This window comes from Pseudomonas farsensis (assembly GCF_014268805.2).
Taxonomy (GTDB): domain Bacteria; phylum Pseudomonadota; class Gammaproteobacteria; order Pseudomonadales; family Pseudomonadaceae; genus Aquipseudomonas; species Aquipseudomonas farsensis.
Genome location: NZ_JABWRF020000002.1, coordinates 1,290,462 through 1,314,480, shown reverse-complemented (window position 1 = coordinate 1,314,480; position 24,019 = coordinate 1,290,462). Strand labels below are relative to the sequence as shown.

The 24,019-nt window shown below is 63.7% G+C and carries 23 protein-coding genes; 12 read left to right on the top strand and 11 right to left on the bottom strand.

The genetic code is table 11. The annotated features are described in order from the left end of the window. The first annotated feature begins 7 nt into the window (after positions 1 to 7). From thiE to lnt, 7 genes are all read left to right on the top strand, one after another. Positions 8 to 631 carry a thiamine phosphate synthase gene (thiE, locus tag HU719_RS15280; RefSeq protein ID WP_186519176.1) on the top strand — a complete coding sequence of 208 codons (624 nt, stop codon included), beginning with the start codon at positions 8 to 10 and terminating at the stop codon, positions 629 to 631. Positions 632 to 648: 17 nt separating this feature from the next. Beyond that, complete coding sequence (hemL, locus tag HU719_RS15275; protein ID WP_186519174.1) at positions 649 to 1,932, top strand: glutamate-1-semialdehyde 2,1-aminomutase; 1,284 nt, start codon at positions 649 to 651, stop codon at positions 1,930 to 1,932. 154 nt (positions 1,933 to 2,086) lie between these two features. Beyond that, positions 2,087 to 2,632 carry a tetratricopeptide repeat protein gene (locus HU719_RS15270; protein WP_186519172.1) on the top strand — a complete coding sequence of 182 codons (546 nt, stop codon included), beginning with the start codon at positions 2,087 to 2,089 and terminating at the stop codon, positions 2,630 to 2,632. 305 nt (positions 2,633 to 2,937) lie between these two features. Next, positions 2,938 to 3,936, top strand: a complete 999-nt coding sequence (locus HU719_RS15265) for a PhoH family protein (protein ID WP_186519170.1) — start codon at positions 2,938 to 2,940, stop codon at positions 3,934 to 3,936. Continuing rightward, a complete protein-coding gene (ybeY, locus tag HU719_RS15260) occupies positions 3,929 to 4,402 on the top strand; it encodes an rRNA maturation RNase YbeY (protein ID WP_186519168.1) in 474 nt (157 codons plus the stop codon). The genes HU719_RS15265 and ybeY overlap by 8 nt, the downstream gene beginning before the upstream one ends. 26 nt (positions 4,403 to 4,428) lie before the next feature. Further along, entirely contained in the window at positions 4,429 to 5,268 is an 840-nt protein-coding gene (locus HU719_RS15255) for a CorC family transporter (protein ID WP_186519166.1), read from the top strand. Positions 5,269 to 5,276: 8 nt separating this feature from the next. Next, the gene (gene lnt, locus HU719_RS15250) at positions 5,277 to 6,794 is read left to right on the top strand and encodes an apolipoprotein N-acyltransferase (protein ID WP_186534752.1); all 1,518 of its coding nucleotides are present in this window, start codon (positions 5,277 to 5,279) and stop codon (positions 6,792 to 6,794) included. A gap of 48 nt (positions 6,795 to 6,842) precedes the next feature. Here lnt and HU719_RS15245 read toward each other — a convergent pair whose 3' ends face one another. Both HU719_RS15245 and HU719_RS15240 read right to left on the bottom strand, forming a co-directional pair. Continuing rightward, positions 6,843 to 7,604, bottom strand: a complete 762-nt coding sequence (locus tag HU719_RS15245; protein WP_186534751.1) for a YdcF family protein — start codon at positions 7,602 to 7,604, stop codon at positions 6,843 to 6,845. 125 nt (positions 7,605 to 7,729) lie between these two features. Then, entirely contained in the window at positions 7,730 to 8,038 is a 309-nt protein-coding gene (locus HU719_RS15240) for a hypothetical protein (protein ID WP_186534750.1), read from the bottom strand. A 241-nt stretch (positions 8,039 to 8,279) separates the two neighbouring features. On the opposite strand from HU719_RS15240, the gene leuS reads away from it, so the two are divergent. The 5 genes from leuS (at position 8,280) to HU719_RS15215 (ending at position 14,250) form a co-directional block, all read left to right on the top strand. After that, on the top strand, positions 8,280 to 10,886 hold the full coding sequence (leuS, locus tag HU719_RS15235; RefSeq protein WP_186534749.1) for a leucine--tRNA ligase: 2,607 nt from the start codon (positions 8,280 to 8,282) through the stop codon (positions 10,884 to 10,886). Between the two features lie 58 nt (positions 10,887 to 10,944). Continuing rightward, positions 10,945 to 11,550: an LPS-assembly lipoprotein LptE gene (locus HU719_RS15230; RefSeq protein WP_186519156.1), complete on the top strand. Its 606-nt coding sequence runs from the start codon at positions 10,945 to 10,947 to the stop codon at positions 11,548 to 11,550. A gap of 36 nt (positions 11,551 to 11,586) precedes the next feature. Further along, positions 11,587 to 12,624 carry a DNA polymerase III subunit delta gene (gene holA / locus HU719_RS15225; protein WP_186534748.1) on the top strand — a complete coding sequence of 346 codons (1,038 nt, stop codon included), beginning with the start codon at positions 11,587 to 11,589 and terminating at the stop codon, positions 12,622 to 12,624. 86 nt (positions 12,625 to 12,710) lie between these two features. Further along, on the top strand, positions 12,711 to 12,875 hold the full coding sequence (gene arfA / locus HU719_RS15220) for an alternative ribosome rescue factor ArfA (protein ID WP_186519152.1): 165 nt from the start codon (positions 12,711 to 12,713) through the stop codon (positions 12,873 to 12,875). 61 nt (positions 12,876 to 12,936) lie between these two features. Then, entirely contained in the window at positions 12,937 to 14,250 is a 1,314-nt protein-coding gene (locus HU719_RS15215) for a lytic murein transglycosylase (protein WP_186519150.1), read from the top strand. 155 nt (positions 14,251 to 14,405) lie between these two features. Here HU719_RS15215 and HU719_RS15210 read toward each other — a convergent pair whose 3' ends face one another. The 9 genes from HU719_RS15210 to mrdA form a co-directional block, all read right to left on the bottom strand. Continuing rightward, positions 14,406 to 15,344, bottom strand: a complete 939-nt coding sequence (locus tag HU719_RS15210) for a S66 peptidase family protein (protein ID WP_186534747.1) — start codon at positions 15,342 to 15,344, stop codon at positions 14,406 to 14,408. Positions 15,345 to 15,481: 137 nt separating this feature from the next. Further along, positions 15,482 to 16,498, bottom strand: coding sequence for a lipoyl synthase (lipA, locus tag HU719_RS15205; protein ID WP_225917238.1), 1,017 nt, complete (start codon positions 16,496 to 16,498; stop codon positions 15,482 to 15,484). Positions 16,499 to 16,500: 2 nt separating this feature from the next. Further along, a complete protein-coding gene (gene lipB / locus HU719_RS15200; protein WP_186534746.1) occupies positions 16,501 to 17,148 on the bottom strand; it encodes a lipoyl(octanoyl) transferase LipB in 648 nt (215 codons plus the stop codon). Next, complete coding sequence (locus HU719_RS15195; protein WP_186519143.1) at positions 17,148 to 17,423, bottom strand: DUF493 domain-containing protein; 276 nt, start codon at positions 17,421 to 17,423, stop codon at positions 17,148 to 17,150. Before HU719_RS15195 ends, lipB begins: the two co-directional genes overlap by 1 nt. Before the next feature lie 73 nt (positions 17,424 to 17,496). Continuing rightward, entirely contained in the window at positions 17,497 to 18,657 is a 1,161-nt protein-coding gene (locus HU719_RS15190; protein WP_186519141.1) for a D-alanyl-D-alanine carboxypeptidase family protein, read from the bottom strand. 276 nt (positions 18,658 to 18,933) lie between these two features. Further along, a complete protein-coding gene (locus tag HU719_RS15185) occupies positions 18,934 to 19,938 on the bottom strand; it encodes a septal ring lytic transglycosylase RlpA family protein (protein ID WP_186519139.1) in 1,005 nt (334 codons plus the stop codon). Continuing rightward, complete coding sequence (gene mltB, locus HU719_RS15180; protein WP_186534745.1) at positions 19,938 to 20,948, bottom strand: lytic murein transglycosylase B; 1,011 nt, start codon at positions 20,946 to 20,948, stop codon at positions 19,938 to 19,940. The genes HU719_RS15185 and mltB overlap by 1 nt, the downstream gene beginning before the upstream one ends. 17 nt (positions 20,949 to 20,965) lie before the next feature. Further along, the gene (rodA, locus tag HU719_RS15175; protein ID WP_186519222.1) at positions 20,966 to 22,069 is read right to left on the bottom strand and encodes a rod shape-determining protein RodA; all 1,104 of its coding nucleotides are present in this window, start codon (positions 22,067 to 22,069) and stop codon (positions 20,966 to 20,968) included. 38 nt (positions 22,070 to 22,107) lie between these two features. Continuing rightward, on the bottom strand, positions 22,108 to 24,006 hold the full coding sequence (gene mrdA, locus HU719_RS15170; RefSeq protein WP_186519135.1) for a penicillin-binding protein 2: 1,899 nt from the start codon (positions 24,004 to 24,006) through the stop codon (positions 22,108 to 22,110). Positions 24,007 to 24,019 lie beyond the last annotated feature (13 nt).

Sequence of the window (24,019 nt, the reverse complement as noted above, 5' to 3'; positions counted from 1 at the left end):
CACCCCGATGACGCTCCGCGGTCTGTATGCGATCACCGACAGCCAGCTGCTCGCCGGCCGGTTTTTGTCCCACGTCGAAGCGGCGCTGGCAGGCGGTGTGTGCCTGCTGCAGTACCGCGACAAGGGCGACGATGCGGCGCGCCGGCTGCGTGAAGCAGAAGCCCTGATGAAACTCTGCGAACGCTACGGCACGCAGCTGATCATCAACGACGACGCCGAACTGGCCGCGCGCCTGGGCGTGGGCGTGCACCTGGGCCAGACCGACGGCCCGCTGACCCCAGCCCGCGCCCTGCTCGGCCGCCACGCGGTGATCGGCGCCACCTGCCACGCCAGCCTTGAGCTGGCCCGGCAGGCCGCCAGCGAGGGGGCAAACTACGTCGCCTTCGGGCGCTTCTTCAATTCTGTAACCAAGCCGGGCGCACCGGCTGCAAGCCTTGACCTGCTGGAGCAGGCCCGCGCCCAGGTTCGCCTGCCGATCGCCGTGATCGGCGGCATCACCCTCGACAACGCCGCCCCGTTGGTCGCCCACGGCGCCGACCTGCTGGCGGTGATCCACGGCTTGTTCGGTGCCGACAGCGCGCAGGAAGTCACCCGCCGCGCCCGCGCCTTCAACGCCCTGTTCGCTTGCTGATTCAAAGAGAAAATTCCATGTCCCGTTCCGAAGACCTGTTTGCCCAAGCCCAGAAACACATCCCCGGTGGCGTCAACTCGCCTGTGCGCGCCTTCAAGAGCGTCGGCGGCACGCCGCTGTTCTTCAAGCACGCCGAAGGCGCCTACGTCATCGATGAAGACGACAAGCGCTACGTCGACTATGTCGGCTCCTGGGGCCCGATGATTCTCGGCCACGGCCACCCCGAGGTGCTGGATGCGGTGCGCAACCAGTTGCAGCACGGCCTGTCCTACGGCGCCCCGACCGCCATGGAAACCGAAATGGCAGACCTGGTCTGCTCGATCGTGCCGTCGATGGAAATGGTGCGCATGGTCAGCTCCGGCACCGAAGCCACCATGAGCGCCATCCGCCTGGCCCGCGGCTACACCGGCCGTGACGCCATCATCAAGTTCGAAGGCTGCTACCACGGCCACTCCGACAGCCTGCTGGTAAAAGCCGGCTCCGGCCTGTTGACCCAAGGCGTGCCGAGCTCGGCCGGGGTGCCGGCAGACTTTGCCAAGCACACCCTGACGCTGCCGTTCAACAACATCGCCGAGGTTGAAAAGACCCTGGCCGAAGTCGGCCAGACCGTCGCCTGCATCATCGTCGAGCCGGTTGCCGGCAACATGAACTGCGTGCCCCCGGCGCCGGGCTTCCTCGAAGGCCTGCGCAGCCTGTGCGACAAACACGGCGTGGTGCTGATCTTCGATGAAGTGATGACCGGCTTCCGCGTTTCGCTGGGCGGCGCCCAGGGCCACTACGGCATCACCCCGGACCTGTCCACCTTCGGCAAAATTGTCGGTGGCGGCATGCCGGTCGGCTGCTTCGGCGGCAAGCGTGAAATCATGGGCTGCATCGCCCCGCTGGGCCCGGTGTACCAGGCCGGCACCTTGTCGGGCAACCCACTGGCCATGGCGGCAGGCCTGACCACCTTGCGCCTGATCAGCCGCCCAGGTTTCCATGCCGAGCTGACCGACTTCACCAGCCGTATGCTCGATGGCCTGCAACAGCGCGCCGATGCTGCCGGTATTCCGTTCGTCACCACCCAGGCCGGTGCAATGTTCGGCCTGTACTTCAGCGGCGCTGACGACATCGTCACCTTTGAAGATGTCATGGCGAGCGACGCCGAGCGCTTCAAGCGCTTCTTCCACCTGATGCTCGAAGGTGGCGTGTACCTGGCGCCGAGCGCATTCGAGGCCGGTTTCACCTCCATCGCCCACGGCGACAAGGAGCTGCAGATCACCCTGGATGCCGCCGAACGCGCGTTCGCCAAGCTCAAGTAAGCCCGCCAGGCAGGGCTGTGATGCACGTCACAGCCCTGTGCTTCGCGCCGCCCTTGCAGAAATGTCAGTAAAACTTTGTAAGGTTGGCGCTGCTTATCCCATAATGTGCCACCAGAGACATTGGTCGCAGTTTTGCAGAGGTAAGTCGATCCCCATGAACCGCACCGGCCGCGCCCTGACCCTGGGCTGCCTGTTGCTTCTTCAGCCTTTGCTGGCCCTGGCAGAGGGCGGTAACTCGTTGCTGATTCCGGCGACGGGGCGCTGCACGCTGAACGTGGCACCAGAGGACCTGGAGAACGCCCTCAAGGCCTGCGAGCGGACGGCACAAAGCGGGGACGCCTCGGCGCAGTACGAACTCGGCGAGTTCTACTACAGTGCCACGCCGCGCAACCTCGAAAGCGCCCTGAAGTGGTTCGAAAAAGCCTCGCTGCAAGGCAACGCCCAGGCGCAATACCGCCTCGGCTCGATGTTTTATCGCGGCGAAGGGGTCAAGGCCAACAACGTGCAGGCCTATATCCTGCTGAAAATGGCCGCGGTCAACGGCGCTGAAGATGCGCTCGACCTTGCCGACGAAGTCACCGAACAGATGCCCCGCGACGAACTCGAACACGCAACCCAGGTGCTCGGGCAGATCTTCCGCAGGTATCTGCTGGAACTGCAAAACGCCGAAAGTCGCTCGCCGTTCTCGCCACTGCCCTGAGCCGTCAGCGCAGGCTCCTGAAAAGACCTATGCCTCCAGGCAAACCACTTCGTTTGTGTAGGAGCGGCCTTGTGTCGCGAAAGGGGCGCGCAGCGGCCCCAATACTTTGGCCCCATGCAGAAATCTTCGGGGCTGCTGCGCAGCCCTTTCGCGACGCAAGGCCGCTCCTACAGAAAACTGCGACCAGCTGTGACAGGGCCCGGACAGGCGCTGCATACCCTTGATCGTTTCAGTGCTTTCGCCACTGCCCAGCAAGGGTTATTCTTGGTCCACATTCATTGCCGACGAGCGGCTAAAAAACCACCTTGAACGCACCCATACAACCCCATCGCTTCATCCTCGAACCGTTCGAGGCCCATCGTTTCGCCAACTTGTGCGGCCAGTTCGACGAGCACTTGCGCCTGATCGAGCAACGCCTGGCCATCGAGATCCGCAACCGCGGCAATCAGTTCGAACTGATTGGCGAACCCCGGACCACTGCCGCTGCCGAACAGCTGCTGCGCCGCCTCTACCGCGAGGCCAAGGCCACTGACCTGTCGCCGGAAACCGTCCATCTCTACCTGCAGGAATCGACGGTCGAAACCCTCGACAACCCAGCAGTCAACGAGGTCAGCGTATCGCTGCGCACACGCAAGGGCGCCATCCGCCCGCGTGGGGCCAACCAACAGCGCTACGTGAAAGAAATCCTCGCCAACGACATCAACTTCGGTGTGGGCCCGGCCGGTACCGGCAAGACTTACCTGGCCGTGGCCTGCGCGGTAGATGCGCTGGAGCGCGAGCAGGTGCGCCGCATCCTGCTGGTACGCCCGGCGGTCGAGGCCGGCGAAAAGCTCGGCTTCCTGCCCGGCGACCTGGCCCAGAAAATCGACCCGTACCTGCGCCCGCTCTACGACGCCCTGTACGAGATGCTCGGCTTCGAGCACGTGGCCAAGCTGATCGAGCGCCAAGTCATCGAAATCGCCCCGCTGGCCTACATGCGCGGGCGCACGCTTAATAACAGCTTCATCATTCTCGACGAAAGTCAGAACACCACGCTTGAGCAGATGAAGATGTTCCTCACCCGCATCGGTTTCGGCTCCACCGCCGTGATCACCGGCGACATCACCCAGGTCGACCTGCCGCGCGGCACCAAGTCGGGGCTGGCGCATGTCATCGAGGTGCTGCGCGACGTGCCAGGCATCAGCTTCACCCATTTCCAGCCCAAGGACGTGGTGCGCCACCCGTTGGTGCAACGCATCGTCGAGGCCTACGAGCGCTTCGAAAGCCGTCAGGCCGGCCCCGAGGGCAGCAACAAAGATGCTTGAACTTGACCTGCAACGCGCAACCGACGCCGCTGCGCCCGACGATGCTGCCTTCCGCCGCTGGTGCGAACTGGCCCTGCGCCAGCGCAGCGCCGACTCGGAAATGACCATTCGCCTGGTCGACGAAGCCGAAGCCCGCGAGCTGAACCACACCTACCGGCACAAGGACTACGCCACCAACGTACTGTCCTTCCCGGCCGATGTGCCCGACGACCTGCTCGACATCCCGTTGCTGGGCGACCTGGTCATCTGCGTGGCCGTGGTCGAGCGCGAGGCTGCCGAACAAGGCAAGGCGCTTGAGGCGCACTGGGCGCACCTGGTTATCCACGGCTGCCTGCACCTGCTCGGCTACGATCATATCGACGATGACGAAGCCGAAGAAATGGAAGCGCTGGAACGAGAATTGCTGGCTGAACTGGGTCACCCCGACCCCTACGCCTGCGACGAAACCGACTCAATCACACACTGACACTGCAAGGAACACGAGTAACCGCCATGAGCGAAGACCGATCGAGCAACGGGCAAAAGTCCTGGCTGGGCAAACTGACCCAGGCTTTTGCCCATGAGCCGAAAAACCGCCAGGAGCTGCTTGAGCTGCTGCGCGAAGCCCATCAGAACAAGCTGCTCGACAGCGAAGCGCTGACCATCGTCGAAGGCGCCATCCAGGTCGCTGACCTGCAGGTGCGCGACATCATGGTGCCGCGCTCGCAGATGATCAGCATCAAGGCCAGCCAGACGCCGCGCGAATTCCTGCCGGCAATCATCGATGCGGCGCACTCGCGCTACCCGGTGATCGGCGAAAGCCATGACGATGTGCTCGGCATCCTGCTCGCCAAGGACCTGCTGCCGCTGATCCTCAAAGAGAACGGCGACAGCTTCAACATCAAGGACCTGCTGCGCCCGGCCACCTTCGTGCCCGAGTCCAAGCGCCTGAATGTGCTGCTGCGCGAGTTCCGCGCCAACCACAACCACATGGCCGTGGTCATCGACGAATACGGCGGTGTGGCGGGCCTGGTGACCATCGAGGACGTGCTCGAACAGATCGTCGGCGACATCGAAGACGAACACGACGTCGAGGAAGACAGCTACATCAAGCCGCTGCCCAGCGGTGACTTCCTGGTCAAGGCACTGACCCCGATCGAGAACTTCAACGAGTTCTTCGACAGCGAGTTCTCCGACGATGAGTTCGACACGGTCGGCGGCCTGGTCATGAGCGCGTTCGGGCACCTGCCCAAGCGCAACGAAACCACCGAGATCGGCGCCTACAAGTTCCGCATCCTCAATGCCGACAGCCGCCGCATCCACTTGCTGCGCCTGACCCCGATTACCCGCTAAGGACCAACATGCGCTGGATCACCCGCCCCGGCTGGCCCGGTAACCTGCTGGCCATGGCGGCCGGCGCTTCCACCCTGCTGGCCCTGGCGCCATTCGACATCTGGCCACTGGCGCTGCTGTCGATTGCCCTGTTCTACCTTGGCCTGCGCCAACTGAGCCCACGCCAGGCACTGGCCCGTGGCTGGAGCTTCGGCTTTGGCCTGTATGGCGCCGGCACTTGGTGGATCTACGTCAGCATGAACACCTACGGCGGCGCCTCGCCGTTGCTGGCGATCCTGCTGCTGCTGGGTTTCTTCGCCTTGCTGGCGTTGTTCTTCGCCCTGCCCGCCTGGCTATGGGCGCGCTGGCTGCGCCGCGATGAAGCGCCACTGGCCGATGCCTTGAGCTTTGCCGCGCTGTGGCTGCTGCAAGAGGCGTTCCGCGGCTGGTTCCTCACCGGGTTCCCTTGGCTTTATGCCGGCTACAGCCAGCTCGACGGGCCGTTGGCGGGGCTGGCGCCGGTCGGCGGGGTGTGGCTGGTGTCGTTCGCCCTGGCCATGAGCGCCGCGTTGCTGTGCAACCTGCCGCGCCTGCGTGCGCGGCCGTCGTTCCTGGCGGTTGGCGCTGTGCTGTTGGTGGCGCCTTGGGTGATCGGCATGGCCTTGAAGGGCCATGCCTGGACCCAACCTGCCGGCGAGCCGCTGAAAGTGGCCGCACTGCAAGGCAACGTCGAACAGGACCTGAAATGGGACCCGGCCCACGTCAATGCGCAACTGGCGTTGTACCGCGACATGAGTTTCAGCTCAAAGCCGGTTGACCTGCTGGTGTGGCCAGAAACGGCGGTGCCGGTGCTCAAGGACCAGGCCCAGGGTTACCTCGACATGATGGGCGCATTTGCCGCCGAGCGGCATACCGCGCTGATTACCGGGGTGCCGGTGCGCCAGGTGGTCCATCAGCAGCGCCGCTACTTCAATGGGGTGACGGTTACCGGTGAAGGCGACGGCACCTACCTCAAGCAAAAGCTGGTGCCATTCGGTGAATACGTGCCATTGCAGGACATGCTGCGCGGCGCCATCGAGTTCTTCAACCTGCCGATGTCGGACTTCGCCCGTGGCCCGGACGACCAGCCACTGCTGCAGGCCAAGGGCTATCAAATCGCGCCGTACATTTGCTACGAAGTGGTCTACCCCGAGTTCGCCGCAGGCCTTGCGGCACGCAGCGACCTGCTGCTGACGATCAGCAACGACACCTGGTTCGGCACCTCGATCGGGCCGCTGCAGCACCTGCAAATGGCACAAATGCGAGCGCTCGAAGCGGGCCGCTGGATGATCCGCGCCACCAACAATGGCGTGACTGCGCTGATCGACCCGTTTGGCCGCATCACCACGCAGATTCCGCAGTTCGAACGCGCCGTGCTGTACGGCGAAGTCGTACCCATGCAACAGCTGACGCCTTACCTGCAATGGCGTTCGTGGCCACTGGCAATCGTCTGTGGGCTGCTGTTGGGCTGGGCGCTGCTGGCCGGGCGGATCGCCAAGACCGTTTGACCGCACCGCTATTGGCTCTTTGCAGGCAATGCCTGCAAAGCGCCGTTGTCAGTAGAACAAGCGATACCCCAGCAACCCCACCGCCTCATTGAGCAACTGCCCGTTTTGCCACACTGCGCGGCTTTCCGGCAGCAGCCCGGCGAATGGCCGCGCATGCTCGCGCCCCAGGAAGCCCACCGGCGCCGGCACCACCTCGAAACCGTTCTGCTCGAAGCTCCAGCGTGCGCGCTGCATGTGCCAGGCCTGGGTGACCACGATCACTCGGCGGATGCCCAGGGGTTGCAGCACCTTGGCGGTGTATTCGGCGTTCTCCCAGGTGGTGCGGCTAGTTTCTTCCTTCCAGGCCACACTGACGCCAAAGTCCGCTTGCAAGCGTTCGGCCATCAATTGCGCCTCGCTAGGCGGTGTGCCGTAGTGCAGCCCGCCGCTGGTCAGCACCGGCACGCCTGAGGCTTTGGCCAGTGCCGCGGCATACCGCATGCGCTCCAACGCCATGTAGCTAGGCTGGTCACTACCGCCCCATGCCGGGTCGCCACGCTCGCGCCCTGCCCCCAGCACGATGATGGCGTCGGCCTGTTTCGCCAGGTTCGCCCAACTGGACGGTGCCAGCGCAGCCTCGGTTTCAAGGCGCCGCGCCGCCTGTTCGACCACCAGCGGCAGGCTCATCAACAGCAAGCCCCCGGCGCCCAGGCAAAAGCAGCCCAGCGCCAGGCGCGGGTGGCGCAGGCGCAGCCACCACGCAGCGAGGAGCAGGAGCAGCAGCAGGCCCGGTGGCATCAGCCATTGTTTGATGAAAAAGCGAATCGGCATTACACACCTCCATGGAAGGCATGCAGCCTAAAAGTATCGGCGCCGGGCCTCAAGAGGCTACCGGCGCCGGACAGTGCAGGGTAATGATGAACCTGCGCGATGACTGCGCAGGCCTGCCTGAACGACTAACGCGACATTCGCGTCCTGGGCTTGGCGTGCGCATCGCTGCGCTTGCGATCCTTCAGCCAGATGATGCTGGCCGAAGCCGGTTGCGCGCGGGTAGCGGCGCTGGCATCGCGGCCTTCCGGGAGGGATTCCAGGTAGGCCTTGATCACCTCGAACTCGGCGTGGCTAAGCCCACTCAATTCGAGCTCTGCAGGCATCTCGTCGCGTAATCGTACCGAGGTTCTGGCCGTTTCAAGTGCCAGCCCAAGACGGTCGATCAGGCGTTCATACAGCTCCGGTTTGATAGCGGTTAGTTGCGAATCTCCCATCCGTTCACCTCATTGAAGGTCAGAATATCTCCCCCCACAAATCAGCTTAGCGGTGCCTGCGAAAGCAGCCGGTCGCTGCGACCAACGGCCCACGCGGCGGGCGATGCAATCAGGGTTTCCCACGATACGCGGCGCTCATGTATGCTACGGCGTTCACTCTATCGACACCGCAGTGCCGGTCGTTGCGAGCTTTCGCGGCCTGTGAACAGGGTCTTTCCTCTCTCAGTAAATTAAAGTAGCCATGCACGAACAATACACGCCCCGTGATATCGAAGCCGCCGCCCAGACCTTCTGGGACGAGCAACAGTCGTTCGCTGTTACCGAACAGCCAGGCAAGGACACCTACTACTGCCTGTCGATGTTCCCGTACCCGAGCGGCAAGCTACACATGGGGCACGTGCGCAACTACACCATTGGCGATGTGATTGCCCGCTACCAGCGCATGCTGGGCAAGAACGTCCTGCAGCCGATGGGCTGGGACGCCTTTGGCATGCCGGCAGAGAACGCCGCCATGAAAAACAACGTCGCACCGGCCAAGTGGACGTACGAAAACATCGACTACATGAAGACCCAGCTGCAAAGCCTGGGCCTGGCCATCGACTGGGCGCGTGAAGTCACCACCTGCAAGCCGGACTACTACCGCTGGGAACAGTGGCTGTTCACCCGCCTGTTCGAAAAAGGCGTCATCTACCGTAAAAACGGTACCGTGAACTGGGACCCGGCCGACCAGACCGTCCTCGCCAACGAGCAGGTCATCGATGGCCGCGGCTGGCGTTCGGGCGCGCTGATCGAAAAACGCGAAATCCCGATGTACTACTTCCGCATCACCGACTATGCCGACGAGCTGCTGGAAAGCCTCGACGAGCTGACCGGCTGGCCTGAGCAGGTCAAGACCATGCAGCGCAACTGGATCGGCAAGTCGCGCGGCATGGAAGTGGCGTTCCCTTACGATGTCGCAAGCATTGGCCACCAAGGCGCACTGAAAGTCTTCACCACCCGCCCCGACACCCTGATGGGCGCCACCTACGTGGCGGTCGCTGCTGAGCACCCGCTGGCCACCCAGGCGGCCCAGGGCAATGCCGCGCTGCAGGCGTTCATCGACGAATGCAAAGGCGGCAGCGTCGCCGAGGCCGACATGGCCACCCAGGAGAAGAAGGGCATGCCCACTTCCCTGTTCGTCGAGCACCCGCTCACCGGCGAAAAACTGCCGGTGTGGGTCGCCAACTACGTGCTGATGCACTACGGCGATGGCGCGGTCATGGCCGTTCCTGCCCATGACGAGCGCGACTTCGAGTTCGCCCAGAAGTACCAGCTGCCCGTCAAGGCCGTGGTGCGCACCAGTGCCGGTGACGAAGTCGGCACCGAATGGCAGGCCGCCTACGGCGAGCACGGCCAACTGATCAACTCCGGCGAATTCGACGGCCTGGACTTCGCCGGCGCCTTCGACGCCATCGAAGCCGCGCTGATCCGCAAGGAACTTGGCAAGTCGCGCACCCAGTTCCGCCTGCGCGACTGGGGCATCAGCCGCCAGCGCTACTGGGGCTGCCCGATCCCGATCATCCACTGCCCAGCCTGCGGTGACGTGCCGGTGCCGGAAGACCAACTGCCGGTCACCCTGCCCGAAAACGTCGTCCCGGACGGCGCCGGCTCGCCACTGGCGCGCATGCCTGAGTTCTACGAGTGCACGTGCCCGAAATGCGGCACCGCGGCCAAGCGCGAAACCGACACCATGGACACCTTCGTCGAGTCGTCCTGGTACTTCGCCCGTTACGCCTCGCCAAACTACGAAGGTGGCATGGTCGACCCGAAAGCGGCCAACCACTGGCTGCCGGTCGATCAGTACATCGGTGGCATCGAACACGCCATCCTGCACCTGCTTTACGCCCGCTTCTTCCACAAGCTGATGCGCGACGAAGGCCTGGTCACCTCCAACGAGCCGTTCAAGAACCTGCTGACCCAGGGCATGGTCGTTGCCGAAACCTACTACCGTGTTGCCAGCAACGGCGGCAAGGACTGGTTCAACCCGGCCGACGTCGAAATCGAGCGCGACAGCAAGGCCAAGATCATCGGCGCACGCCTGAAGACCGACGGCCTGCCGGTCGAAATCGGCGGCACCGAGAAGATGTCCAAGTCGAAGAACAACGGCGTCGACCCGCAATCGATGATCGAAGCCTACGGCGCCGACACCTGCCGCTTGTTCATGATGTTCGCCTCGCCGCCTGACATGAGCCTGGAATGGTCCGACTCCGGCGTCGAAGGTGCCAGCCGCTTCCTGCGTCGCGTCTGGCGCCTGGCCCAGGCCCACGTGGCCCAAGGCCTGCCGGGCAAGCTGGACACCGCCGCGCTGAACGATGAGCAAAAGGTCATCCGCCGTGCCATCCACGCTGCCATCAAACAGGCCAGCACCGACGTGGGCCAGTACCACAAGTTCAACACCGCCATCGCCCAGGTGATGACCGTTATGAACGTGCTGGAAAAAGCCCCGCAAGCCACTGCCCAGGACCGCGCATTGCTGCAGGAAGGCCTGGAAGCGGTCACCCTGCTGCTGGCGCCGATCACCCCGCACATCTCCCACTCGCTGTGGCAGCACCTTGGCCACGAGCAGGCGGTCATCGACGCCGGCTGGCCGAGCGTCGACGAAAGCGCGCTGGTGCAGGACACCGTCCCCCTGGTGGTGCAGGTCAACGGCAAGCTGCGTGGCCAGGTAGAAATGCCAGCCGCCGCCAGCCGCGAAGAAATCGAGGCTGCGGCCCGCAACAACGAAAATGTCCTGCGTTTCACCGACGGCCTGACCATCCGCAAGGTCATCGTGGTGCCGGGCAAACTGGTCAACATCGTCGCCAATTGATGGCAGCGCCCGCCCCCAATACAGGGCGGGCGTATCTGGCCCACGAGGGAGCTACAACATGATCAAACGCAATCTGCTGGTAATCGGCCTGGCCGTGCTGCTCAGCGCCTGCGGGTTCCAGCTGCGCGGTACTGGCGGCAACGAAATTACCATCACCGAGCTGGACCTCAGCGCGCGCAACGCCTACGGCGAAGTCGTGACCCAGCTGCGCCGCACGCTCGAAAACAGCGGCGTTAACGTGCACAAGGGTGCGCCGTACAAACTGGTACTGACCAACGAGCAGGATGAAGACCGCGCGGTCAGTTCCACCCGCGCTTCCCGCTCGGCCGAATACGAGCTGACCACCACCGTGGACTACGTCATCAAGGGCCGCAACGACGCCCTGCTGATGGGGGACAAAGTCGAAGTCCGCCGCTATTTCGTGCGTGACGGCAACAACGTCACCGCCGGCAGCCAGGAAAGCGAACAGATCCGCCGCGAAGCACGCCGCGAACTGGTTCAACGCCTGATGGTTCGCTTGCAGCAGATCACCCCGGAACACCTGGACGAACTGCAGCGCAAGGCTGACGAACGTGCCAAGGCCGAAGCCCGTGCCGAACAGGAAGCCCAGCGCATCCAGGACGAGACGCCGCAACAGTCGCCGATGCAGATGCCTGCGCAGTGAGCCTGAGCGGGGCACCCAGGGTGCCCCGCCTGCCTTATGAAACTATCCCCCGCCCAACTCAACAAGCACCTGCAAGGCTCGCTGGCGCCGGTCTATATCGTCAGTGGCGATGACCCGCTGCTGTGCCAGGAAGCTGCCGATGCCATTCGCGCAGCCGCCCGCCAGCAGGGCTTCGACGAGCGCCAGGTGTTCAGTGCCGACGCCAACTTCGACTGGGGCACCTTGCTCATGGCCGGTGCCAGCCTGTCGTTGTTCGCCCAGCGGCGCCTGCTGGAGCTGCGCCTGCCGTCCGGCAAACCGGGCGACAAGGGTGCGGCAGCGCTGATCGAGTACTGTGCCAAGCCGGCCGAGGACACGCTGCTGCTGATCAGCCTGCCCAAGCTGGACGGCAGCGCGCAGAAAACCAAATGGGGCAAGGCGCTGGTCGAGGGCGGCAACTGCCAGTTCATCCAGATCTGGCCGGTGGATGCCCACCAATTGCCGCAGTGGATCAACCAGCGCCTGGCCCAGGCCGGGCTTTCGGCGCAGCGCGATGCCGTCGACCTGATCGCAACGCGTGTCGAGGGTAACTTGCTGGCGGCAGCGCAAGAGATCGAAAAGCTCAAGCTGCTGGCCGAAGGTAACTCGATTACCGTCGAGACGGTGCAGGCAGCGGTGGCCGACAGCGCACGCTTCGATGTCTTCGGCCTGGTCGATGCGATTCTCAACGGCGAAGCAGGGCACGCCTTGCGCATGCTCGAAGGGTTGCGCGGCGAAGGTGTCGAGCCGCCGGTAATCCTCTGGGCGCTGGCCCGCGAACTACGCCTGCTCGCGGGGCTTGCGCAGCAGTTCAGCCAGGGCGTGCCGCTGGACAAGGCCTTCAGCCAAGCCAGGCCACCGGTGTGGGATAAACGCCGGCCGTTGGTAAGCAAGGCGCTGCAGCGCCTGTCGGCGCAGCGCTGGGCGATGCTGCTGCAGGATGCCCAGCACATCGATGCGCAGATCAAGGGCCAGGCGGTGGGTTCGCCATGGACCAGCCTGTCCCGCCTGGCACTGTTGATGGCCGGGCAGCGCCTGAACCTGCCGGCGCAATAGCAGCCGCCATATATACAATCAATTGGCCGAGCCGCCCGCTGCGGCCTAAAGTGCGCCCCGAAACCCACCCCCATCGGGAACATGCCATGAGCAAGAAGCCGCGCAAGCACGGCCCCAACAAGGCCAAATCCATCGTCGCCCAACCGCTGTTCCGTTGCCGCCAGGAACGGGCAGAAAAAGGCAAAGGCAGCTACCGCCGCGAAGCCTTCCAATCGAGAGATTGGGAGGCTTCTTCCTTTCTGGCGGCATGAAAGGCATGAATTGCGCAGGCATGATATGGTCGCTACCTGACCTGCAATTCTGGATTTGTGCATGCCCTCTAGTCTCACGCTTCGCCGGCAGCCCCGCCAACTGATCGCGGCCGCAAGCTTCATTCTTCTTGTCGCCTGTGCGGAAAAACCTACCGCCGCCGATGCTCTGCCGCTGGCACCTGCCCAGCCCGCTCCGGTTGTCACCCTGCCCGGCACCACTGCCGACGTCAGCAGCGAAATCCAGCCACTGCAAACCTTCGCCCAATGGCAGGCGGGCTTTCGTCAGCAAGCCCTGCAAGCCGGCATCAACCCGAGCCTCTTCGACCGTGCATTCCTCGGCGTCACGCCAGACATGGACGTGATCAAGGCCGACCGCAGCCAACCCGAATTCGCCCGCCCCGTGTGGGAATACCTCGACGGCGCGCTGTCGCCGCTGCGTGTGCGTAATGGTAAAAAACTGCTGGAACAGAATGCCGAGCTGTTGAGCCGCATAGAGCAGCGCTATGGCGTCGACCGCCAGGTGCTGGTGTCGGTGTGGGGCATGGAAAGCAATTTCGGCCAGTTCCAGGGCAACAAGTCGGTGATTCGCTCGCTGGCCACCCTGGCGTACGAAGGCCGCCGCCCGCAGTTCGCTCAGGACCAGCTGATCGCCGCCCTGCAGATTCTGCAAAACGGTGATATCCAGCCTGATGCCATGCGCGGCTCCTGGGCCGGCGCCATGGGGCAGACCCAGTTCATCCCCACCACCTATCTGACCCACGCCGTAGACTTTGACGGCGATGGTCGCCGCGATATCTGGAGCAGCACGGCGGACGCCCTGGCCTCGACCGCGCACTACCTGCAAAGCTCTGGCTGGAAGGCCGGCCAACCCTGGGGTTTCGAGGTGCAGGTACCGAGCGGGTTCGATTGGTGGCTGGCCGATGGCAGCCAGCGCAAGACCGTCGACCAATGGCTGCAACTGGGTGTGAAGCTGCCGAGCGGAACGCAACTGCCGGCCGGTAGCAACAACCTGTCTGCCGCCCTGCTGCTGCCCGCGGGTGCACGCGGCCCGGCGTTCCTGGTGCTGGACAACTTCCGTGCAATCCTCAAGTACAACAATTCGTCGTCGTACGCGTTGGCGGTCAGCCTGCTGGGCGACCGTTTCTCCAACTGGGGTTTCATCGCTGGTAGCTGGCCCAAAGACGACCTGCCGCTGAGCCGCAGCGAGCGTATCGAGTTGCAGACGCTGCTCAATGCCAGCGGGCATGAGGCGGGCAACCCGGACGGCATCATCGGCGCCAATACCCGCAAGGCCATCCGCAATGCCCAGCAGGCCCAAGGCTGGCCGGCCGATGGCTACCCTACCCACAAGCTGCTGGACAGCCTGCGCCGCTGAGGCGGCCAGGTCGCATCGCGGGGCAAGCCGCGCCGGGTGTGCCGCCTGCGCCGGCCTCATCGCAGGCTGGCGCCAGCTCCCACAGGAGATCAGTCAGACATCTCTAACACCTGCTGGCGCAGCATTTGTGGGAGTGGGCTTGCCCCGCGATCGCTTTATTCCTGGAACAAAGCCTGCAACAGGCTCAGATGTTGCGCGCTGCTATCCAACCGAACCTGCGCCCCCAAGGGCAGGCACACATTCGGGTCGCAATGGCCGCTGCGCCAGCCTGCCAGCACCGGCACGCCAAGCGGCGCGAAGATGTCCAGCAACAGCGGCGTCAGGGCTGCCACCGTCACGCCGGCAAAGTCCCCCACCAGAACCCCCTTCACCCCCGCCAGCTTGCCGGCCAGGCGCAGGTGGGTCAGCAGGCGGTCGATGCGGTACAGCGGCTCGTTGACGTCCTCGATGAACAGGATCACATCTTGGGTATCGATTTCGGCGGGCGTACCCAGCGTTGCGCCCAGCAATGACAGGTTGCCACCGACCAGGCGCCCGCTGGCCACGCCAGGTAGCACAGTGGTCAACGGCCAGGCCGCAGGGTGGCCAATGCTATCGCCCGCCGCAAGCTGCCCACGCAATTGTTCAAACAGCGATTGGACGGTCGGTTCCTGCTTGGCGCCCAGCAAGTCGGCATTGAGCATGCCGCCATGGAAGGTGATCAGCCCGGTTTGCCGGTTGATGGCCGTGTGCAGGGCGGTAATGTCGCTATAGCCCACCAGCGGCTTGGGGTGCTGGCGGATCAGTTCGAAGTCGAGCCGGTCCAGCAGGCGCATGCTGCCGTAGCCGCCGCGCAGGCACAGGATGGCGTCGATATCCGAGTCGCTGAAGGCGTCATGCAGGTCCTCAAGGCGCTGTGGGTCGCTGCCGGCCAAATAGCCCTGGGCCTGGCCCACACCCGGATAGATCCGGCAGCGGTAACCGCGCTGTTCGAACCACTGCCGCGCCTTGGCCACATCCAGCCGGGCTGGGCCCGCCGGGGCGATGATGGCGAAACAGGCGTCGGCCGGCAACGCCTTGGGCAACATCGACTCAGTGGTCGGCACATCGTTCATCAGGTAACTCCTTGCACGTTGGGGCGTGACAGTCTGCGCAACCCCATCAGAACTGCCGACGGGGAAACGATGCCCCACAAACAAAAATGCCGATGCCACCTCACGGCGCGCATCGGCATGTGCCACTCAAGCCCGTATCAGAGCTTGATCTTGGCTTCGTGAGCCTGCTGGTCGGCATGGTACGAAGAACGCACCAACGGCCCCGAGGCGACGTTCTTGAAGCCCATCTTGTAACCTTCCTCGGCGAACCAGGCGAAGGTGTCTGGGTGCACGAAGCGCTGCACTGGCAAGTGGCTACGCGACGGCTGCAAGTACTGGCCAAGGGTGAGCATGTCGATATCGTGCTCACGCATGCGGTGCATCACCTCGATGACCTCTTCGTCGGTCTCGCCAAGGCCCAGCATCAGGCCGGACTTGGTCGGTACGTGCGGGACCATCTGCTTGAACTTCTGCAGCAGGTCCAGCGACCAGTCGTAGTCCGAGCCCGGGCGCGCAGCCTTGTACAGGCGCGGCACGGTTTCGAGGTTGTGGTTGAACACATCTGGCGGCTCTTGCGCGGTAATGGCCAGTGCCACGTCCATGCGCCCGCGGTAGTCCGGCACCAAGGTCTCGAGCTGCACGCCCGGCGACAGGGCACGGATTTCACGGATGCAGTCGGCAAAGTGCTGGGCACCGCCGTCACGCAGGTCGTCGCGGTCCACCGAGGTGATCACCACGTACTTCAGGCGCAGGTCGGCAATGGCCACGGCGAGGTTTTTCGGCTCGTCCGCGTCCAGCGCTTTGGGCCGGCCATGGCCGACGTCGCAGAATGGGCAGCGACGGGTGCAGATGTCGCCCATGATCATGAAGGTGGCGGTGCCACCGGAGAAGCACTCACCCAGGTTCGGGCAGGACGCCTCTTCACAGACGCTGTGCAGCTTGTGCTTGCGCAGCAGCTGCTTGATGCGGTCGACTTCCGGCGAAACCGGAATGCGCACGCGAATCCAGTCAGGTTTTTTCGGCAGTTCGTCGGTGGGGATGATCTTTACCGGAATGCGCGCGACTTTATCGGCGCCGCGCAGCTTCACGCCGGCTTCGACTTTTTTTGGCGCCACACGCGGGGTCACGTCTTGCGCGGGGATCAGGTTCGGCACGGCTTCTTGCACAGTTGTCATAATCAGTCGATTCCGCCCGTCAGGGTCGTCTGCTCAGCATAGTCGAGGTGCCTGACCAGCTGTTCGCGCAGCCTCGTCCTGACCTCGTCGAGTTCGATCGGGCCTGCCAGGTCGCGCAGCTGGGTCATTGCCAGCCCCGCATACCCACAGGGGTTGATTCGGCGGAATGGCGCAAGGTCCATGTCCACGTTCAGGGCAAGGCCGTGAAACGAACGGCCATTGCGGATGCGCAGGCCAAGGGAGGCGATTTTCGCTCCATCGACATAGACACCGGGGGCGTCGGGCTTGGCCGCCGCCTCTACACCATAGCTTGCCAGCAGCTCGACCAGCGTCTGCTCGATGCGGCTGACCAGCTCGCGCACCCCCACACCCAGGCGGCGCACATCCAGCAGCAGGTAGGCCACCAACTGGCCGGGGCCGTGGTAGGTCACCTGGCCGCCGCGGTCGGTCTGCACCACCGGGATATCGCCGGGCACCAGCAGGTGCTCGGCCTTGCCGGCCTGGCCCTGAGTGAAAACGGCCGGGTGTTCGACCAGCCAGACTTCATCCTGGGTATCCGGCCCCCGCTGCCCGGTAAAGCGACGCATGGCCTCCAGCACCGGTTCATAGGGCTGCAGGCCAAGGTCGCGAATACCGAGACAAGCGCTCATCACAGCACCATTTTCACGATGCCGGTGGCGCGCAGGGCGCTGTTGATGTCGTGCAGCTGGTCTTCACCGGTGGCAACGATATGCAGTTGCACCGTGGTGTACTTGCCTTCCTTGCTTTGGCGTTCGGCCAGGGTCGTCAGGTCGACCTCAGCGTACTTCTTGAGGATTTCGATCACGGTGTCGCGAAAACCCACCACCGTATCGCCGATCACCTTGATCGGGTAGTCGGCGCAGGGGAATTCGATCTTGTGCGACTTGACGTCAGCTTCGCTCATGGCGGAAACGGCCTCGTAAGCCGTGGCAACAACAATGCCCCCGCATGGTGCGCGGGGGCCTGCAGGTCACGTATCAGTTGAACAACCCGTAGAAGAACAGACGGATGCTATCCCACATACGGCGCAAGAAACCACCTTCCTCGACGCCATCGAGGGCGATCAGGTCGGCGCTGTGGACCACTTTCTCGTCCAGTTTGACTTCCACTTTACCGATCACGTCACCTTTGGCGATTGGCGCGGTCAGTTGTGGGTTCATGGTCATCGAAGCTTGCAGGCGCTTCAGCTGGCCTTTAGGCAAGGTCATGGTCAGGTCGTTGGCCAGGCCCGCCTTGACTTGCGAGGTGGCGCCCTTCCACACCGGCGACTGGGTCAGCTCGGTGCCCTTCTGGTAGAAGGTCTGGGTTTCGAAGAAGCGGAAGCCGTAGGTCAGCAGCTTTTGCGTCTCGGCGGCGCGGGCCTGCTCGCTGTTGGTGCCGAAGACTACAGCGATCAGGCGCTGGCCGTCACGCACGGCCGAAGCGACCATGCAGAAGCCGGCCTCTTCGGTGTGGCCGGTTTTCAGACCATCGACGGTCTTGTCGCGCCACAGCAACAGGTTGCGGTTAGGCTGCTTGATGTTGTTCCAGAAGAACTCTTTCTGCGAATAGATGGCGTAGTGCGCGGGGTCTTCGTTGATGATCGCGCGGGCCAGCAGGGCCATGTCGTGGGCCGAAGAGTAGTGCTCCGGGTTAGGCAGGCCAGTGGGGTTCATGAAGTGACTGTTGCTCATGCCAAGGTCGGCGGCAGTCTTGTTCATCATGTCGGCGAAGGCGTCTTCGGAGCCTGCGATGTGCTCGGACAGGGCGACCGAGGCATCGTTGCCCGACTGGATGATGATGCCGTGCAGCAGGTCGCTGACGGTGACCTGGCTGCCCACTTTGATGAACATGCGCGAGCCGCCGGTACGCCAGGCGTTTTCGCTGACGGTAACCGGGTCGTTCTCGCCGATCTGGCCACGACGGATGTCCAGGGTGGCGATGTAGGCGGTCATCAGCTTGGTCAGGCTGGCAGGTGGCAGACGCTCGTCACCGTTGTTCTCGACCAGCACGTTGCCGCTGGACGCGTCCATCAGCACGTAGGACTTGGCAGCCAGTTGTGGAGGAGCCGGCATCATCTGCTCCGCTGCGAACGCAGCAGGGGTGATCAGCAGAAGAACGGGCAGGCAAAGTCGTTTGGCAAGGTTGGTGATGTTCATCCGTCTCTCGTAAATCGCTAATGGTCTGATGTTCCGCGGGCCACATCGTGTGCCCGGCGCCCCGTCAGTCTGGTTTTATGGCCTGAGGCCTGGCCCACGTCGCTGCGGCGTAATGCCGCTCTGGGCAAAAACGGGCATTGTACATGCCAAGGCCCGGCAATTCATGAACAAACCGACTGAAAGCAGCGGCAAGCCTTGAGCGGCAAGCTACAAGATAGAGCAGCTTCGCAGCCCGGCTTCTTCTTGCCGCCTGCAGCTTCACGCTTGCCGCTGCTGTCAGTCAGTTACAACTTTGGCCTGGCCCAGGTTGGCCAGGCGAATGCTGTCCTGCGCCTGCTGGATCTCGCCCTGGCTGCTGATCGGGCCGAGGCGCACACGGTGCAGGGTTTGCTGGTTGCGCACGATCGAGCTGATGAACACCGGCGCACTGACCATGGTGCTCAGTTTGGAGCGCAGCAGTTCGGCGGCATCCGGGTTGGCGAACGCGCCGACCTGCAGAATGCTGCCGCCGGCGCTGGACGGTACGTTGTTGCCACCGACCTGCACCGGCACCACCGGCGCCGCATGCTGCTGCGCAGGCGGCGTCCATTGCTCGACGCGGCCAGTGCTGGCCGGCAGCGGCTGGGCCTGGGCAACCTGCGGTTCCTTGAGCACCAGCGGCGGCTTCTGGCCACGCTCGGCCCACCACTGCTGCGGGTCGATACCCTCGACACGCACATGGGCGGTGCCGGTTTCGGCATAGCCGAGCTTCTTCGCGGCAGCGTAGGAAAGGTCGATGATGCGGTCGGAATAAAACGGCCCACGGTCATTGACCCGCAGCACCACGCTACGCCCGTTGGCAAGGTTGGTCACCCGCACATAGGCCGGCAGCGGCAGCGTCTTGTGCGCCGCGCTCATGCCATACAGGTCGTACAGCTCGCCGTTGGCGGTGTTCTGGCCATGGAACTTGGTGCCGTACCACGACGCGGTGCCCTCGGCGCGGTAGTTGCGCGAGTCCTGCATCGGGTAATAGGTCTTGCCCAGCACCGTGTACGGGTTGGCCTTGTAGTTACCGGTATGCACGGTCGGGGTGGCGTCAGGGATCTTGTTGACGTCGACGTCCCACCATGGCGCGCCGTCCTTGTGCGCCCGGTTGATGTCCAGGCCTGGCTGGGCGCGCACGGTGTTGCCGCTGCCACTGCTCTGCGAGGTCGGGCGGCTGGAGGAACAACTGACCAGCAACATGCCGACGGTCACGCAGGTCAGCAGCTTGAAGGTATTGGCAGAAATCATTGCGCGCATTACTTGACGCCCCGTGCTTGGACCAGCTGTTCAGCAAGCTGATGCACCGCCATGGCATACATCACGCTGCGGTTGTAGCGAGTGATCGCGTAGAAGTTCTTCAGGCCCATCCAGTATTCCGGGCCGTTTTCACCTTCCAGGCGGAAGGCGGTCACCGGCAGATCATCGCGCAGCGCATCATGACTCGACCACCCCAGCGCCTGCAACTGGGCTACGGTCTTGACCGGCTCGATGCCGGTGGTCAGGCCTTCATCGGCGCGCTCGCCGCGCACGGTGGCGCGGCTGACCACTGCTTCGCCGGCAACCCAGCCGTGGCGTTTGAAATAACTGGCAACGCTGCCGATGGCATCGTCCGGGTTGGTCCAGATGTTGATATGGCCGTCGCCATCGAAGTCCACCGCATAGTTGCGGAAACTGCTGGGCATGAACTGTGGCAGGCCCATGGCACCGGCGTACGAGCCCTTGAGGGTCAGCGGGTCGAGCTGCTCTTCACGGGCCAGCAGCAGGAATTCGCGCAGCTCCTTGCGGAAGAACTCGGCGCGCGGCGGGTAATCGAAGCCCAGGGTCGACAAGGCGTCGATCACCCGGTAATTGCCGGTATTGCGGCCAAAGAACGTCTCGACGCCGATGATCGCGACAATGTACTGGGCCGGCACGCCGTATTCCTGCGCGGCACGGGCCAGCACGGCCTCATGCTGGCGCCAGAAGTCCACACCACGGGCGATGCGCGCATCGGTGATGAACATTGGCCGGTATTCCTTCCACGGCTTGACCCGTTCGGCCGGGCGCGAAATCGCATCGAGGATCGCCTGCTTGCGCTGCACCTCGCGGAAAACCGCCATCAGTTGCTCGCCGGCAAAGCCGTAGTCGCGGGTCATCTCACCGACGAACTCGGCCACTTGGGGAGAGCCATCGTAGTCACCGGCCTGGGCCTGCTGGACAGCGCCAAACAACCCCAACGCGCCGATCCACGGCGCCAGTCGGGCAGCCCAGCCACGCACTGCTTGCATTGAATTCTTCACCTTTTTCAAACTTGCGCGATCCACTTGCGGTGCGTGTGGATCGACATCAGAACGCCAAACGCTGACAGCAGCGTCACCAACGAAGTTCCGCCATAGCTGATGAAGGGCAACGGCACGCCCACTACAGGCAAGAGGCCGCTGACCATACCGATATTGACGAATACATAAACAAAGAAGGTCATCGTCAGGCTGCCCGCCAGCAGCTTGCCGAACAAGGTTTGCGCCTGGGCGGTGATCATCAGGCCACGGCCAATCAGCAGCAGGTAGATGATCAGCAGCAGGCAGATACCCACCAGCCCGAACTCCTCGCCCAGCACGGCGATGATGAAGTCGGTGTGGCTTTCCGGCAGAAAGTCCAGGTGCGACTGGGTGCCCAGCAGCCAGCCCTTGCCCAGCACGCCGCCCGAACCGATGGCCGCCTTCGACTGGATGATGTTCCAGCCGGTGCCAAGCGGGTCGCTCTCGGGGTCGAGGAAGGTCAGCACGCGCTGCTTCTGGTAGTCATGCATGACGAAGAACCACATCGCCACCGCCACCGGCACTGCCGCGGCGATCACGCTGATGATCCAGCGCCAGCGCAAGCCACCCATGAACAGCACGAAGGCGCCGGAGGCCAGAATCAGCAGCGCGGTACCCAGGTCGGGTTGGCGCACGATCAGGATGAACGGCACGCCAATCAGCACCAGGCTGATCGCCACGTGCTTGAGGTGCGGCGGCAAGGTGCGCTTGGACAGGTACCAGGCGATGGTCGCCGGCATGATGATCTTCATGAATTCCGAGGGCTGAAAGCGGATCACCCCGGGGATGTTGATCCAGCGTGTGGCGCCCATGGCGTTGTGGCCCATCACGTCGACCACCACCAGCAGCAGCACGCCGGTCAGGTACGCCAGTGGCACCCAGCGCGCCATGAAGCGCGGTTCGAGCTGGGCGATGATGAACATCGACACCAGGCCAATACCGAACGAGCTGGCCTGTTTCATCAGCAGGTCCCAGTTCTTGCCGCTGGCCGAATACAGCACGAACAGGCTGCCGGCTGCCAACGTCAGCAAAATCAGCAGCAAGGGGCCGTCGACGTGGATGCGCTGCAGGAAGCTTGCCCGCCTGCGCATCACGTCTTCGCTTGAGAGCATACGATCAAAGTTGTTTATCACGGGGCCGTTTCCTGAGCGACTGTGGCAGGACCGGGCTCGGGCTTGAGCAGGCCGTTCTCATCGAGCAGCCAGGCATCCATGACCTGACGCATCACCGGGGCAGCAACACGGCCGCCCGCCTCGCCGTTCTCGATCATTACCGAAATCACGATGCGTGGCGCTTCGGCGGGGGCGAAGCCGACGAACAAGGCGTGGTCGCGGTGGCGTTCCTGGACCTTGTTGCGGTCGTACTTTTCACCCTGCTTGATCGCCACCACCTGCGCGGTACCACTCTTGCCGGCGATGCGGTACTGCGCACCGGTTGCCGCCGCCCGAGCGGTACCGCGGGCGTTGTGCATCACCTGCTCCATGCCGTGGGTGACTTTGTTCCAGTCGGACGGGTCACGCAGCACGATGTCAGCAATGGGGTTTTCATCCACCGGCGGCTGGCCTTCGATGGTTTTGGCCAGGTGCGGGCGGTACCACTTGCCTTTGCTGGCGATCAGCGCGGTAGCCTGGGCCATCTGCAACGGCGTGGTCTGCATGTAGCCCTGGCCGATGCCGAGGATCAACGTTTCGCCCGGGAACCAGGCCTGGCGGCGGGTGGCGCGTTTCCATTCACGGGTCGGCATCAGGCCTGAGGATTCTTCGAACATGTCCAGCGCCACTTTTTGCCCGAGGCCAAAGCGGTTCATGTAGCTCGACAGGCGATCGATGCCCATCTTGTGCGCCAGGTCGTAGAAGTAGGTGTCGTTGGAGCGCATGATCGCCAGGTCCAGGTCGACCCAGCCGTCACCGGTGCGGTTCCAGTTGCGGTACTTGTGGTCGTAGTTGGGCAGCTGGTAGTAACCGGGGTCGAAGACCCGGCTGCTGGCATTGACCACGCCGCTGTCCAAGCCGGCGATAGCGACCGCTGGCTTGATGGTCGAGCCCGGCGGGTACAGGCCGCGCAGCACGCGGTTGAACAGCGGCCGGTCGATGGAATCGCGCAGTTCGGCATAGGCCTTGAAGCCAATGCCGGTGACGAAAAGGTTAGGGTCGAAGCTTGGCTGGCTGACCATCGCCAGTACCTCGCCAGTACGCGGATCAAGCGCCACGATGGCACCGCGCCGCCCGCCAAGGGCTTGCTCGGCAGCTTCCTGCAGTTTGATGTCCAGGCTCAGCACAATGTCCTTGCCAGGCTTGGGGTCGGTGCGCTTGAGCACGCGCAATACGCGGCCACGGGCGTTGGTCTCGACCTCTTCGTAACCCACCTGGCCGTGCAGATCGTCTTCGTAGAAGCGTTCGATGCCGGTCTTGCCGATATGGTGGGTGCCGCTGTAGTTGACCGGGTCGAGGGTCTTGAGCTCTTTTTCGTTGATGCGCCCGACATACCCCACCGAGTGCGCAAAGTGCGCGCCCTGTGGGTAGTGCCGCACCAGTTGCGCGGCCACCTCGACGCCGGGCAGGCGGAACTGGTTCACGGCGATACGGGCGATCTGCTCTTCGGTGAGTTCGAACAGGATAGGCACCGGCTCGAACGGCCTGCGCCCCTGGCGCATGCGCTTTTCGAACAGGGCGCGGTCGTCGGGAGTCAGTTGCAGCACCTCGACGATGACATCCAGCACCTGCGCCCAACTGCCGGGGCTGCCGGCACGTTCGCGGGTCATCACCAGGCTGAAGCTTGGCCGGTTATCGGCGACGATCACGCCGTTTCGGTCAAAAATAAGCCCGCGAGTCGGTGGAATCGGTTGCACATGCACCCGGTTGTTTTCCGACAGCGTCGAGTGATAGTCGTACTGGATGACCTGGAGGAAATACAGTCGCGCAATCAGCACGCAGATGAGCAGCATGATCGCCACGGCGCCCACGACGACGCGGTTACGCACCAGGCGGGCGTCTTTCTCGTGGTCCTTGAGGGGGATCTGCTGCGGCATCGGGCGGGCTTAC